The 13,713-nt window shown below is 66.4% G+C and carries 10 protein-coding genes; 5 read left to right on the top strand and 5 right to left on the bottom strand.

Annotation, left to right across the window (positions count from 1 at the left end):
• Nucleotides 1–15: 15 nt before the first annotated feature.
• Both QM741_RS05580 and QM741_RS05585 read right to left on the bottom strand, forming a co-directional pair.
• A complete protein-coding gene (locus tag QM741_RS05580) occupies nt 16–645 on the bottom strand; it encodes an AAA family ATPase (RefSeq protein WP_415206738.1) in 630 nt (209 codons plus the stop codon).
• A 100-nt stretch (nt 646–745) separates the two neighbouring features.
• Nucleotides 746–1,876, bottom strand: coding sequence for a hypothetical protein (locus QM741_RS05585; protein WP_415206739.1), 1,131 nt, complete (start codon nt 1,874–1,876; stop codon nt 746–748).
• A gap of 145 nt (nt 1,877–2,021) precedes the next feature.
• Between QM741_RS05585 and QM741_RS05590 the strand changes: the two genes are divergently transcribed.
• Entirely contained in the window at nt 2,022–2,348 is a 327-nt protein-coding gene (locus QM741_RS05590) for a PGPGW domain-containing protein (RefSeq protein WP_415206740.1), read from the top strand.
• Nucleotides 2,349–2,586: 238 nt separating this feature from the next.
• On the opposite strand, the gene QM741_RS05595 is transcribed toward QM741_RS05590, so the two are convergent.
• On the bottom strand, nt 2,587–3,510 hold the full coding sequence (locus QM741_RS05595; protein ID WP_415206741.1) for a hypothetical protein: 924 nt from the start codon (nt 3,508–3,510) through the stop codon (nt 2,587–2,589).
• On the opposite strand from QM741_RS05595, the gene QM741_RS05600 reads away from it, so the two are divergent.
• Entirely contained in the window at nt 3,493–3,756 is a 264-nt protein-coding gene (locus QM741_RS05600) for a hypothetical protein (RefSeq protein WP_415206742.1), read from the top strand. The genes QM741_RS05595 and QM741_RS05600 overlap by 18 nt on opposite strands.
• 11 nt (nt 3,757–3,767) lie before the next feature.
• On the opposite strand, the gene speE is transcribed toward QM741_RS05600, so the two are convergent.
• Entirely contained in the window at nt 3,768–4,628 is an 861-nt protein-coding gene (speE, locus tag QM741_RS05605) for a polyamine aminopropyltransferase (RefSeq protein WP_415206743.1), read from the bottom strand.
• 237 nt (nt 4,629–4,865) lie between these two features.
• On the opposite strand from speE, the gene QM741_RS05610 reads away from it, so the two are divergent.
• Nucleotides 4,866–7,745: a TonB-dependent receptor domain-containing protein gene (locus tag QM741_RS05610; protein WP_415206744.1), complete on the top strand. Its 2,880-nt coding sequence runs from the start codon at nt 4,866–4,868 to the stop codon at nt 7,743–7,745.
• A gap of 130 nt (nt 7,746–7,875) precedes the next feature.
• Nucleotides 7,876–9,744, top strand: a complete 1,869-nt coding sequence (locus tag QM741_RS05615) for a sulfotransferase (RefSeq protein ID WP_415206745.1) — start codon at nt 7,876–7,878, stop codon at nt 9,742–9,744.
• A 101-nt stretch (nt 9,745–9,845) separates the two neighbouring features.
• On the opposite strand, the gene QM741_RS05620 is transcribed toward QM741_RS05615, so the two are convergent.
• Nucleotides 9,846–11,672: a sulfotransferase gene (locus tag QM741_RS05620; protein ID WP_415206746.1), complete on the bottom strand. Its 1,827-nt coding sequence runs from the start codon at nt 11,670–11,672 to the stop codon at nt 9,846–9,848.
• Between the two features lie 160 nt (nt 11,673–11,832).
• Here QM741_RS05620 and speA point away from each other — a divergent pair, with 160 nt between their 5' ends.
• Complete coding sequence (gene speA, locus QM741_RS05625; RefSeq protein ID WP_415206747.1) at nt 11,833–13,713, top strand: biosynthetic arginine decarboxylase; 1,881 nt, start codon at nt 11,833–11,835, stop codon at nt 13,711–13,713.

The following is a 13,713-nucleotide window of genomic DNA, read 5'->3' on the forward strand; positions in this document are numbered from 1 at the left end:
CCGAAATCCCGGCTCTCAAAGCTTCTTCAGCCAGCGCAGGAGTTTGTTCCAGTCGTCCTGGTGCGAGCGCACGGTTTCCGACGAGTAGTCGAAGATGCTCTTGCCGAGGCCGGCCATGAGTACGTAGGCCTGCGAGTCGCGAATCTGGGCGACGAGCGGAAACGGAAACGATTTCATCTCCTCGATGGTGAGCTGCGAGGCCGTGGTCCACGGCTTGAGGCGGTTGGCGACGATGCCGACCGCGACCTTGCCGCGCTTGATCCGCAGCAGCGTGGCGATGCCGTCGATGAAATGCCGGCTGGCTTCGAGGTCGATGCGCGAGGGCAGCACCGGGATCAGCAGCGCGTCGATGTCGTCGAGAAAGGCGTCGACGTCGACCGGGCGGATCGCCGCAGGTGCATCGACGACGATGCGCTGCGCGCCTTGCGGCACGTGCGAGCGCCAGTCCGACCGCGTGCCGGCCAGCGGCAACACCGGGGTGGTGTGGCCGGCGCGCTTCTCGCACCAGCTGTGGCTGGAACCTTGGCGGTCGGCGTCGACCAGCACCGTGTTCTTGCCGTCCTGCGCGAAATGCGCGGCGAGGTTGGTGGCGATTGTCGACTTGCCGCAACCGCCCTTCGAATTGGCCACCAGAATCTTCAGCATCGAGACTCTCCAGTGAACGGGAGGAGATTTGGGATGCTCTGACTTTGTTCAGAGTTTCTTTGAGACACGCAGGCCAAGCGTACACGAATCGGGCAGGGAATCACTGCTGCGGCACGGGAGACGGCGGCAATGTCTGCGGCGACGTCAGCGATGCGGGCTGCCACTCTGCGGGCGGGTCGGTGCGCAGATTCTGGCCGCGCAGCAGGGCGATCACGGCCGCCGGCTCGTCCGGCCCCTTTTCCAGCGCATCGATGTAGGCCTGGGCCAGCGCCGGTTCGTGCGCGAAGCGCGACGACAGTTCCATGAATCTCTCCTTCTGCCACGCGGCCGAGCGCCGGCGCGCGGCCATCACGTCCTTGTCCACGCCGGGCGCGAGCAGGGCTTCCTCGATCGCGAAACCGATGCCCTGGGCGACGAAGGCGCCGCCGCTTTCGAGCCTGCGCGCGACCGCGATGCAGTCCGCCGCCGCCGTCGCCTCCTTGGCCGTATCGAGCGTGGTGCAGAACACGTGCAGCCGCTGCAGCGACACGGGCAGGAACGCGCTGGCGATCGAGGTCGCGAAATTGATCCGCGCGCTTTCCGAACTGAAGCCGAGCGCGATGATTTCCTTGGGCACCGGCAGCACTTCGAGCGCGCGGTAGAGCGCGACCACGTCGGCGCCCCAATAGTCGTCGTAGCGCTGCGCCTGCGCCATGCGCGCGACGCCGGCGTGCTGCTTGTCGGCGTCGTCGCCCTGGAATCCGAGCAGCCAGACCGCGGCGTTGTCCGCGTCCACCGTCTGCAGCGTCTTCAGCGCCGCGGGATCGGCGCAACCGGGCTGGGTCAGGCAGGCGTTCGAGGCCGCGATCCAGAGCACGAGCGGGTCCTGCGGTGCGAGTTCCAAGGCGCGCTTGAGCAGCGCGGGCGTCTTCTTCAGCGCCGAGCGCGAGACGTCGCCCATGTCCGGCGCGGCGATCTGCGCGGCGGCGATCTGTTTGCGCGCGTCGCCGCTCAGCGCAAGCAGGTTGATCAGGTCGTGGCGGAACAGCTTGAAGGCCGGATCTTCGGCCGGCGCGGCGGCCGCGGGCGCCTTGTCGGCGGCCTTGGCCTTGGCCGCGGGCGCGGCGGCTTTCTTCGCCGGCGTTGCGGCAGGCTTGGGCGAAGCGCCTGCGTCCTGCGCCGATGCGATCGGAGCGAATCCCGCGCCGGCCACGGCGCAGGCGGCGAAAATCAGGATCGAAATGCGAGACATGGCCGTCCTCTTCGAACAAAACGGGTGCCAGTGTAACCGCTGCGGGCTGTACGCGCGGTAATCCGCGAGTCCGCCATGGCTTCGCGCGCCTGAACTTTTTCCGCGGCGGCGGATCACTACGCAGACATCGGCAAACGGATCAAGCATGTTCGATCGGCTGCGCACGCGTTGGCGTGCGTTTCTCGCCTTGCGAAGCGGCACGCGTTTCCGCCGCCAGCATCGGCGGCGGCAGGCGCGGCCGCATCCCGTGCGCACGCTCCTCGCCGTCGCCGGCGGCCTGCTGCTGATCCTCGCCGGCATCGCGATGCTCGTCCTGCCGGGGCCGGGCCTGCTCGTCATCGCGATCGGCGCGGCGCTGATCGCGGGCGAATCGCTGACCGTCGCGCGGCTGCTCGATCGCGTCGACTTCTGCACGAACGTGCGCTACCAGCGCTGGCGGCGCCGGCGCGAGGCGGCGCGTCGGGCGCGATAGCGATTCCCGCCGGTGGAAACGCGTCGTGCCGGTCGAAATCGAACGGAGCACAACCCATGCAAGCGACCGTGTTCGGACATTCATTCAATCAGCAGTTTTTCGTCGGCTGGGGCACGCTCGCCCTGCTCGTCGCCGGCGTCGCCCAGGGCAAGGGGCACAGCGGTCTGCTGTGGTTCGTCCTTTCCTTGTTCCTCGGCCCGCTCGCGCGGCTGATCCGGTTGTTTCTCGCCAATCGGCGTCAGCGCGCCGCAGGCGCGGGCGCTTGTCGATCCTGCCGCAGTCGCTCCGCCGAAAACGGCGAGCGCGGGTCGATCCAGTCCGCAGGAGGCTCGCTCGGCAGATTGGCGCGCGCGACCGCGCGACGCATCGCTTCGAGTTCGCTGCCGGTGGCGACTCGATCGTCCACTTGTGCGACCAATTGGGTGGATGACGCAACGTAGTCGCCAGAAGCAAGGCGGCCATATTCCTCCATAAGCCAATCCTGTGCGCGGGCAAGCTTCACGTCGTCATCGCAATAACGGCGCGTGACGCGCAGCACCGCGAAGCCGATACGGTTGGCGATCAGGGTATCGCCGTTCGCGGCCATGAGGCGGCCGATCCTTGCGCAATCGTCGAGACGGGCGGCCGCGGGCTGGAAATCCGCCGTCGGCTTGCACGCCGCGATCAGGGTTTGGTAGGCGGGCAATGCCGTTGCTATGGCGACCGTGGCCGCGAGGACGTATGGCACGGACTGCGGCGTCACTATGGCCATGGATGAATTCGCCGAGGCAAGACGGAAATATTCCTCCGGCAGCGGGTATCGCCGATTCGCCGCGATCAAGGCTTTCATGATGTCGGCGACATGCTCGTCGACGCGCGTGCTCGCCGCCATGTGCTGAATGGCGGCTTCGATGGCAGCCGCACCGTGTTGTTGCGAAGCGCGCATCAAGCCGTGCGTCCAGACACTCGCATTGTCCGGCTCAAGCTTCTGCAAGCGACCGAATGCTGGTTCCATGAGTTCGCCGGGCGGCGTCGTGCGCTCGGATTGCCGCAGCGCAATCCATTGCACCAGGACATCGTTCGGCGCCGCAGTGGCGGCGCGCGCGATCAGCGTTGCGGCGTGGTCCGTGCTGGCGGAATTTGCCGAATCGATTGAAGCTGCAGGGTGATCGGGATCGATCAAGGAAGCAATCGCCCAATCGCGTGGCGACGCGCTTTCGCTCAACCCTTTCACAAGCTCGGTTTGATGCGCTTTGTCGATTTCGCCGAGCCGCGCGACGTTGGCGCGATCCGCTTCCGCCGCAGCGGCAGAAGCATCGTCGCTTGCGGCGAACGAAGGCGCGGCAAGCCAGGCCGCGATCAACGAAGACAAAACGAGCAGACGCTTGCGCATGCGCTTCCTGCATCGATCCGTATTCGCGGACGGTAGCGGCCCCGGTGTTAATTTCGCCCAAACGCGCGCTTCAAAAACTCCGGCTGCGCCAGCGCGGCCCTGTGGATGTCGAGATTGTAGTACTGCGTCGCGAACGGCTTCGCGGCGACGTCGGCCGCGCGGAACGCGTCAAGCGTGCCGCGCTTGCGCGCCAGCGTGCCGCTCCACCAGCCGGACGGATAGCACGGCTGCGGAAAGCAGATCGTCTTGAGCGACTCGAAGCCGGCCGTGGTCAGCGCGTTGCGGATGTCGGTGAGCAGCGGCAGGTGGGCGAGCGGCGATTCGCTCTGCTGCACGAGGATGCCGTCGGGGCGCAGCGCCTGGAGGCAGGTCGCGTAGAACGCCGCGTTGAACAGGCCTTCGGCCGGGCCGATCGGGTCGGTCGAGTCGATGACGACGACGTCGAGCGACTCGGGTTTCGCATCGCGCATCCACCGGATGCCGTCGATGAACAGCAGTTGCGCGCGCGGGTCGTCGTTCGACTCGCACAGTTCGGGGAAATACCGCTCGGCCAGGCGCGTCACGCGCTCGTCGATCTCGACCTGGATCGCACGTCCAACCGATGCGTGTTTGAGCACTTCGCGCAGCGTGCCGCAGTCGCCGCCACCGATGATGACGACGTCCTTCGGATTCGCGTGCGTGTACAGCGCCGGGTGCGACATCATCTCGTGATAGAAGAAGTTGTCGCGCGTGGTGACCATCATGCAGCCGTCGATCGTCATCAGCTTGCCCCAATCGGTCGTGTCGTAGATCGCGATCGTCTGGAACGGCGTCTTCTCCTCGCGCAGCTTTTTCGTCACGCGAAAGCCGATCGACGAACCGGAATAATCGTGCTCCTCGTTGAACCAGAAGGTTTTTTCGTTCGGCATGGCTCGGGTATCCGCGAATCGTGAAATGGCGCGCGATTGTAGCCATCGCCCCGCCGGCACGGAACCGGCAGCGCCATGTCTGCGCAGGGTTGCGAATCACGGCTCTGGCGTTGCGGACGATTTCCTGCTAAGAATCTGTTAAGGGGTCGGGAACACAAGAACGACGAAATTTCATTTGCGGTTTCCCCGCTGGAGCCGCCCGTTGCTGTTGCGCCACTACTTTCTTTGGGAGTGATCATGCATACGAAACCAAATTCCTTGTCACGAGCCGTGCGGCTGGCACTGTCCATCTCGCTGGCGTCGAGCGCGGCCGTCGTCCATGCGCAGGACGCGAAACCGGACGACCAAACCCCGCCGCCGAAAGAAACCAAAACCCTCCAGGCCATCGAAGTGACGGGCTCGCTGATCCGTCGCGTCGATACCGAAACCGCCAGCCCCGTGGTGACGCTGAATCGCGAGGCACTGACCGACAACGGCAATCCGACCCTCGGCAACGTGCTGCAGGCCCTGCCGAGCTTCGGCGGCTTCGCCACCAACCCGCAGAACAACAGCAACGGCGGCGGCGTCGCCAGCCCGACGCTGGAAGGCGGCGACGGCGCCTCGCGCATCTCGCTGCGCGGACTGGGCGAGCAACGCACCTTGATGCTGGTCGACGGCCATCGCCTGGCCAACGCCGACATCAACATGCTGCCCGCGAACATGATCCAGCAGGTCGACGTGCTCGCCTCGGGCGCGACCACGGCCTACGGCTCCGACGCGATCGGCGGCGTGGCCAATTTCATCCTGCGCAAGGATTTCAGCGGCATTGAAGTCAGCGTCAACGGCGGCTATTCGCCGGATGAGGACTGGTCGCAGTCGAAGGAAGGAAAGCAATTCATCAAGGACCACTACGGCATCGCCTATCCGCCCGACGGCAACGGCGCGCGCCGCGGCATCGAACTGACGGTCGGCGCCACGGGCGACCAGGGCAATGTCGTCGGCGGCCTCAACTACAACAAGTACACCCCGGTGCTCGCCCCGGCGCGCAAGTTGTCGGCGTTCCAGTACTACCTGTACAGCTCGGGCCTGCAGGGACCGGTCGGTTCGTCCAACATCCCGACCGGCAAGGTCACCATCCCCAAGACCGATCCGCTGTACGCCCAGTTCGGCTGCACGGCGCTGACGCGCGGCTCGGGCGACGGCACTTCGATCAGCGACTACCGTTGCCTGGTCAACAGCGACAAGTTCAACTACGCCGCCTACAATTACATCCAGACCGAACAGGAGCGCACGAATGCGTTCCTGCTCGGCAATTACAAGATCACCGACTCGCTGACCTATTACGCCGATTTCTTCTACAACCACACCTCGTCGGCCGGCCAGGACGGCCCGCCGCTGACCAGCACGGGCGACGGCTGGATGGTGCCCGCCGACAACGCGTTCAATCCGTTCGGCGTGGCGTTCTGCTCCACCGTGTTTCCGAACTGCCCGACCGACGTCACCACCTACGCACTGTCCATGCGCCTGACCGGCGCGGGCACGCGCCTGCACACTTTCGGCTCCACCAACCTCACGCTGATCACCGGCATCAAGGGCGACATCGGCAGCACGGGATGGACGTGGGACTTCGACATCAACTACGGCCATTCCACGCGCAACCAGACAGACTTCCACGAACCCAACATCGCCGCTTTCCAGAAGGCCATCGACGACGGCGGCAACCCGTTCGATCAGACCACCCTGCCGATCTCGGTCACGGATAATCCGGAATACGACAAGACGCTGAGTACCAAAGAGGCTTCGTTCAACGTCTCCGGCGACCTGTTCCAGATGACCGCAGGGCCGGCGCAGATGTCTGCCGGCGTGCTGTACCGCAAGCAGTCGATGGACTACCGGGTGAGCAGCGATGCGATCCTCGACACGACGACCATGAGTTGCGCGATCTCCGCCGAAGCCTGCGGCTCGCCGGGCAGCGGCGATTTCGACGTGAAGGAACTGTTCGGCGAAGTGTTGTTCCCGCTGCTCGCCGACTCGCCGTTCGCCAAGTCGCTGAACCTCGACGTCGGCGTGCGCTATTCCGATTACGACATCACCGGTTCCACCACCAACTGGAAGGTCGCGCTCGAATACAAGCCGGTCGAGGACCTGCTCGTGCGCGGCACCATCACCCAGGTGTTCCGTTCGCCCAACGTGGACGAGCTGTTCGACGGCCCGACGCTCACCAACCCGAGCAACACCGATTTCTGCCAGAACCAGACGGCAGCCTTCCTCGCCGCGCATCCGAACGGCTGCCAATACGTGCCGGTGGACTATTCGCCGGCCGGCGGCGGCGGCCAGATCGCCGCGCTGTACGAAGGCGGCGCAGTGGCGGGCCTGAAGCTCAAGCCCGAGCACGGCAAGTCGTTCGACCTGGGTTTTGTCTACTCGCCGAGCTGGGCGGAAGGGCTGTCCACCACGGTCGATTTCTGGCGCATCACGCTCGACGACCTGCTCACGCCGTTGGATGCGTCGACGGTGTTCACTGCGTGCGAACAGAACGATTCCAGTGCCTACTGCGGGCTGATCCATCGCAACTCGAGTGGCGCCGACGTGGGCGGCATTTATTACGTCGCTACCTCGGAAGTCAACCTCGGCAATCTCAGCACCAGCGGCGTCGACTTCAACGTGAGCTACGTGCTGCCCGAATTCGCCGTGCCGGGCCGCTTCAAGGTGGGGTTCGAAAGCACCTACACGAATAGCTACAACGTCAACATCCCCGGCGCCTCGAGCGCGGACTACGCGGGCACCTACACCGCGCAGTTCGGCAACCTCTCGCGCCTGCGCGCCACGCTGACGCTGAACTGGAAATACGACAACTGGTCGGCGCAGTGGCAGACACGCTACATCAACAACGTGACCGTGCTCGGCGCCTATATCGATACCGGCACCGGCACCGATCCGAAACCGTCGATCACCTACAACGCGGTCAAGGTGGGCTATGCCATCCCGGCGTGGCATACCTCGCTGGACGTGGGCATCGACAACGTGTTCGATCGCGCACCGCCGCCGATCTACAACGGTGGGAACTACAACATCGATACGGCGACCTACGACGCGATGGGCCGCTACGTCTGGGCGCGTGCGACGGTGAAGTTCTAGGAAGCGCCGCCGGAATGCGGACGAAGAAGCGGGGCACGTCCCCGCTTTTTTGTATCCAACGAACCCTGTGGGCCATCGCTGACGCGATGTCAAAAATCGTTCCAGACGATTTTTGTTGCATGATGCAACGATGGATTCCCGAACACAGCAACCGCGCGCTGCGCCGGACCCGGCCACGGCGCGCATCGCCGCGGCCTTCCACGCAGGCGACATGGTGCAGGTCGTCGCGCTGGCCGCGACGGCGCGCGAGCGCAACGAAACCGTCCTGCTCTTGCACGCTCTGGCCCTGCACGCCTTGCAGCGCAACGGCGAAGCCGCTGCCACGCTGCGCCGCTTGGTGCAGGTCAGGCCTGGCGTGCCCGAATACTGGAACAACCTCGGCGTTGTGGCGCGCGAGGCCGGCGCCTTCGACGAAGCCGAGCAAGCCTGCCGCCGCGCCATCGAGCTGGCGCCGCACGATGCGCAATTCCACCACAACCTGGGCCTTCTGTACGCGCAGCAACAACGCTGGCCGGATGCGCGCACCAGCCAGTTCGAAGCGGTGCGCCTGGCGCCGGGCTTCGTCGAGGCGCGCCTGCAAGGCGCGCTGGCCTGCCATACCTGCGGCGACGTGCCCGGGGAGGATGCGATGCTGCAAGGCGTCGCGCAGTGGCCGCCACAGCCTGCGGAACAGGCGCTGATGTTGGCCGACATCCTGACCGAGCGCGGCGAGACGGCCACGGCGCTCGACGTGCTCGACCAGGCCGTCCTGCCGCCGGACGCCGAGGGCGCAGCGCGCATGGCGCAGCGCTTCGCCGCACAGCGCAGCCGGCTGTTCGAGCGCAGCAACCGGCTGGTCGAAGCGCAGGCCGAATTGGCAACGATTCCGCTCGACGCGTTGCCGGGCGCGGATGCTGGCGTGGCCAACGAAATCATGCGGGCGCGAGCCCAGTTGCTGGTGCGCCAGGGCGACCATGCCGGCGCGGCCGGCTTGTGGCAAACGATGCTCGACCGCGCGCAGACGCCATCCGCGCGCGCCGGCGCCGCGTTCGGCCTCGCCGCCGCGCTCGACAAGCTCCAGCGCCCCGGCGAAGCCTTGGCGGCGATTCGCGTGGCCCACGCCGCGCAGCTCGAAACCCTGCGCCATATCGCGCCACGGGTGATCGAGGACGAGGGCCGCTCGCTGCCGATGGCCGCGCAGCGCGTCAGCCACCGCGAACACGATGCCTGGAGCACGCTGCCGCCGCCGCGCACCGAACAAAGCCCGGTCTTCGTCGTCGGCTTTCCGCGCTCGGGCACCACGCTGCTCGAGCAGATGATCGACGCCCATCCCGATTTCCGCTCGATGGACGAGCGCGCCTTCGTCTACGACCTGATCGAGCGCATGGAACAGGCCGGGCAGCCCTATCCCGCCGGGCTGGCCGCCATCACGGACGAGGAAGCGCGTATGCTGCGCGAAATCTACGACGGCGAGGTCGCGCAGGCGGTGCCCGATCTCGGTGCGCGGCGGCTCGTGGACAAGAATCCGCTCAACATGCTCGCCCTGCCGATGATCCTGCGCCTGTATCCCGAGGCGCGCATCGTCCTGTGCCTGCGCCATCCCTGCGACGTGATCCTCTCCTGCTACCTGCTGCCGTTCCGCTCGCCGCCGTTCGCGGCGCTGTGTTCCTCGCTGCCGCGCTTGGCGCGCGGCTACGTGGCGGCCTTCGAGCAGTGGTTCGCGCACGCCGAGGTGTTCGCGCCGCGCGTGCTGGAATGGCGCTACGAGTCGGTGGTCGAGCGTTTCGACGAGCACGTGCTGCGCCTCGGGCACTTTCTCGGCATCGCGGACACCGAGCCGCTGAAGCACTATGCCGAACACGCCAGGAACAAAGGCTACATCAGCACGCCGAGCTATGCGCAGGTCACCCAGGGCATCAACCGCAGGTCGGTCGATCGTTGGCAGGCCTACCGCGAGGCCTTCGATGCGGTGCTGCCGATCCTGAAGCCGATGCTGGAACGGCTCGGCTACGAGGTTTAGAACCTGCTCACGATCCTGAAAGTCGTCGCGTAGGAGCTCGATTCATCGAGCCCGGCTCTCGTCGTTGCGAAAAGCCAAAGCGGGCGCGATGAATCAAGTCCCTACGAACGACCGATCAGCGCCGCGTCGATGCGCGCGATCGTCCCGGCCAGTCCCGGCAGCACCGACTGGATGGCCGCCTCGTGCTTGCGCCACTTGTCCGCCTGCGGCTTTGAGAGCGTGTAGCGCGACAGCGGCAGGCCGGCGTCGAGCGGGCGATCCCAGACGAAATCGAGCGCCACGCACAGGCGCGCGATCTCGCCGGACGGATCGGCGAGCAGCGCGTCGTAACGCGCCACGTGCACGCGCGCCGGCGGAAGTGCGGCGAGATCGTCGAGCATGCAACGCAGGGTCGCATCCCACTGCGCAGCGACGATCTCGGGCAAGGACCTGCCGGCCAGATCGCGCCAGCCCGGCACGAGCAGTAGCGACCATGGCGGGCCCGGCCAGCCGGGCAATTGCGGATAGGTGCGGAAGCGGCCGGATTGCCAGGCCTCGATCATGCTCGCCAGCGTCTCGCGCACGTTGCGGTACAGGAAGACGAATTCGCTTTCCGGAAACACGCGCGCCAGAAACGCAATGCGCAGCGCGTTCTTCGGCGTCTTTTCGAGCAGGCGCAGCGGCAGGCCATACGGGGGACCGCCGTCGCGATCGACCAGTTCGGCACGGAAACGTGCACGCAGAGCTGTGCTCACGGCAGGCGTCGCCGTCGCAGCGTCGAGCCGGTTGGAAGCGAATCCCGTCAGCGCCGGATTGAGCGCATCGATGCCCTCGATCAGGCGATGGCTTTCGTCGCCGATCGTGAACACGTTGGCGGCGCGCGCGAGCGTCTCGAACAGCAGCGTGGAGCCGGAACGCGGCGCGGAGACGATGAACACCGGCCGGCGGAATTCCTTGTCGGAACCGGGCTGCTCCGCACGCGATCGCGTCCGCGTGACCGGACGCATCGACGCCACGCCGTTCGACAGCCCTGCGCGCACCACGATGGTCTCCAGCGGCGCCGCCAGGCTGAGCGAGTTGTGCAGCGGGATATCCTGCGCGTAACGCCGGATCGCGCCGCGGTATTCGGCAAGCACGGGTTCGTACAGCGTTCGCGCCGATGCGGCGTCGCCATGCTGCGCCCACAGCGCCTGCCAACGGTGCAGGAAGTGCATCGAGGCCTGCTGCATCAGCGTCAGGTTCGGATGCGGTTTCGCCTCGGCGAGCAGGAAGGCGATGTGCGTGCGCGCCTCCCACGGGCTCATCACGCCGGGCAAGTTGAACGACTCGCAGGCAAGCACAGGCTGCGCCGACGCATCGGGCGGCAGCAGCGGCGCGTTCCAGCCCTCGGCGCGCGCGTCGTGCGGACGGCCGCGCGCGACCATCTCCCAGAACCCGTCGCCGCCGACCGTATCGACGACCAGGTGGATGCGCGAATCCTCGGCGCCGTTGACGACCTTGTGCATGCGCCAGGTGTCGAAGATCCAGCACTCGCCCGCAGCCATGTGCACGACGGCGTCGCCGCAATGGAACCTCACCGTCGGCCGGGTCGCGATCGGCACGTGCACGCGCAGGCGTTCGACCCAGTAATAGGCCTGATCGACGTGCGGCGATACCTCGGCATGCCCGGACAGGCGCATCAGGCGCGTGCGCCCCAGCACGGCGCCGAGCGCGGCCAGCGCCTGGCGCATATATGGCAAGCGTTCGAGCAGCGGCGTCGGCCGCATCGGTCCTTCGAGGCCTTCGTTGTCCGCATCGCCGTTGAGCGCGATCAACGGCAGCGCCGAATTGCCGTGAAACCCCTGTGGATGCGCGATCCACTCCGCCTCGTCGACGCTCGCGACCTCGGCGGCCAGCGCCGCTGCGTCGAACCGGATCGGCAACTGGATGAACGGGAATTGCAGTTTCACGGACTGAGGGCCGCCATGGTGCGAAAACGACGAATTCTACTTCAGTCGGCCGCCCGGACCGTTTTTCGGCGATGGCGTATTTGCGGCCGGCCGTAGCGAATTTGACCTGCCCACATCGCTACAATAAGCGCCCTTTCGCATCTTGCCGGAGCAACGCCCAGTGAGCTGGACCACCGACGACGCCCGTGCGCAATACGCCATCGCGCACTGGGGCGAGGGCTATTTCGACGTTGCGGCAAGCGGCGACCTCGTCGTGCGCCCGCGCGGCGCCGACGGTCCGGCATTTGCGCTGCCCGCGATCGTCGAGGCGGCGCGCGCCAAGGGCTCGCGCCTGCCGCTGCTCGTGCGTTTCGCCGACATCCTGCGCCATCGCCTGTCGCGCCTGCAGGGCGCGTTCGCCAAGGCGATGAGGGAATGGGACTACGCCGGCGGCTACAGCGCGGTCTATCCGGTCAAGGTCAACCAGCAGAAGGGCGTCGCCGGCGAGCTGGCGCAAGCCGGCGGCGAAGGCTTCGGCCTCGAGGCCGGCTCGAAGCCCGAGCTGATGGCCGTGCTCGCGCTGGCTGCGCCAGGCAGCATCGTCATCTGCAACGGCTACAAGGACCGCGAATACCTGCGCCTCGCGCTGATCGGGCGCAAGCTCGGGCTGCGCGTCTTCATCGTGATCGAGAAGCCGTCGGAACTGAAGCCGGCGCTCGAAGAAGCCAAGGCGCTCGGCGTCGAGCCGCTGTTCGGCGTGCGCATGCGCCTGACCAGCCTCGGCGCGGGCAAGTGGCAGAACACGGGCGGCGAGAAATCCAAGTTCGGCCTGACGCCGCGCCAGCTGCTCACGCTGATCGACGAACTCAAGGCGACGGACCTCACCGGCTCGCTGCAGTTGCTGCACGTGTTCATGGGCTCGCAGATTTCCAACGTGCGCGATATCGCCAGCGGCATGCGCGAGGCGGCGCGCTATTTCGTCGAGCTGTGCAAACTGGACATCCCGATCCGCTACGTCGACGTCGGCGGCGGCCTCGGTGTCGACTACGAGGGCACGCGTTCGCGCTCGGCCTGCTCGATCAACTACGGCCTCGACCAGTACGCCTCGACGATCGTCGAGCCGCTCGCCCAGGCCTGCGCCGAGCACGGCTTCGCGCCGCCGCACGTGATCAGCGAAACCGGCCGCGCGATGACCGCGCACCACGCCGTGCTCGTGACCAACGTCAGCGACATCGAGCGCGCACCCGAGGGCCGCATTCCGCCAAGCGACGCGGACGAGCCGGTGGCGCTGCGCCGCCTGCGCGAGATCCACGGCGAAATCGGCGAACGCTCGGTGATCGAGCTGTACCACGAAGCCCAGCATCAATGGAGCGAAGCGCATGCCCTGTTCGCGCTCGGCCAGCTCACGCTGCGCGAGCGTGCGCGCTCCGACGACTTGTACTACGCGATCGTCAACGCGTTGCGCGTGCGCCTCAAGCCCGAGGAACGTGCGCACCGGCAGGCGCTCGATGAATTGAACGAAAAGCTCGTCGACAAATACTTCGTCAATTTCTCCATCTTCGAATCGATTCCCGACTCGTGGGCGATCGACCAGATCTTCCCGATCGTGCCGATCGCCGGCCTCGACCGCGCGCCCGATCGCCGCGCCGTGATCGCCGACCTGACCTGCGATTCCGACGGCCGCATCGACGACTACGTCGACGCCGATGGCGTCGACGTCAGCCTGCCCGTGCACGCGCCGGCCGAAGGTGAAACCTATCGCCTCGGCATCTTCCTGGTCGGCGCCTATCAAGAAGCCTTGGGCGATATCCACAATTTGTTCGGCGACACCGACGCGGTCAACGTGCGCCTCGCCGCCGACGGCGGCTTCGAGTTCTCGCACCTGCGCCGCGGCGACACGACCGACCTCATGCTCGACTACGTCGGCTACGATTTGAAGGCGTTGCGCACCGAATACTCGAACAAGATCGAGCATGCGGGCATTGCGGGCGGGGAAGCCGAACGGCTGCGCGCCGCGCTCGAAGCGGGACTGACCGGTTACACGTACCTAGCGGAAGGCTGA

This window comes from Rudaea sp. (assembly GCF_047601565.1).
Taxonomy (GTDB): Bacteria; Pseudomonadota; Gammaproteobacteria; order Xanthomonadales; family Rhodanobacteraceae; genus Rudaea.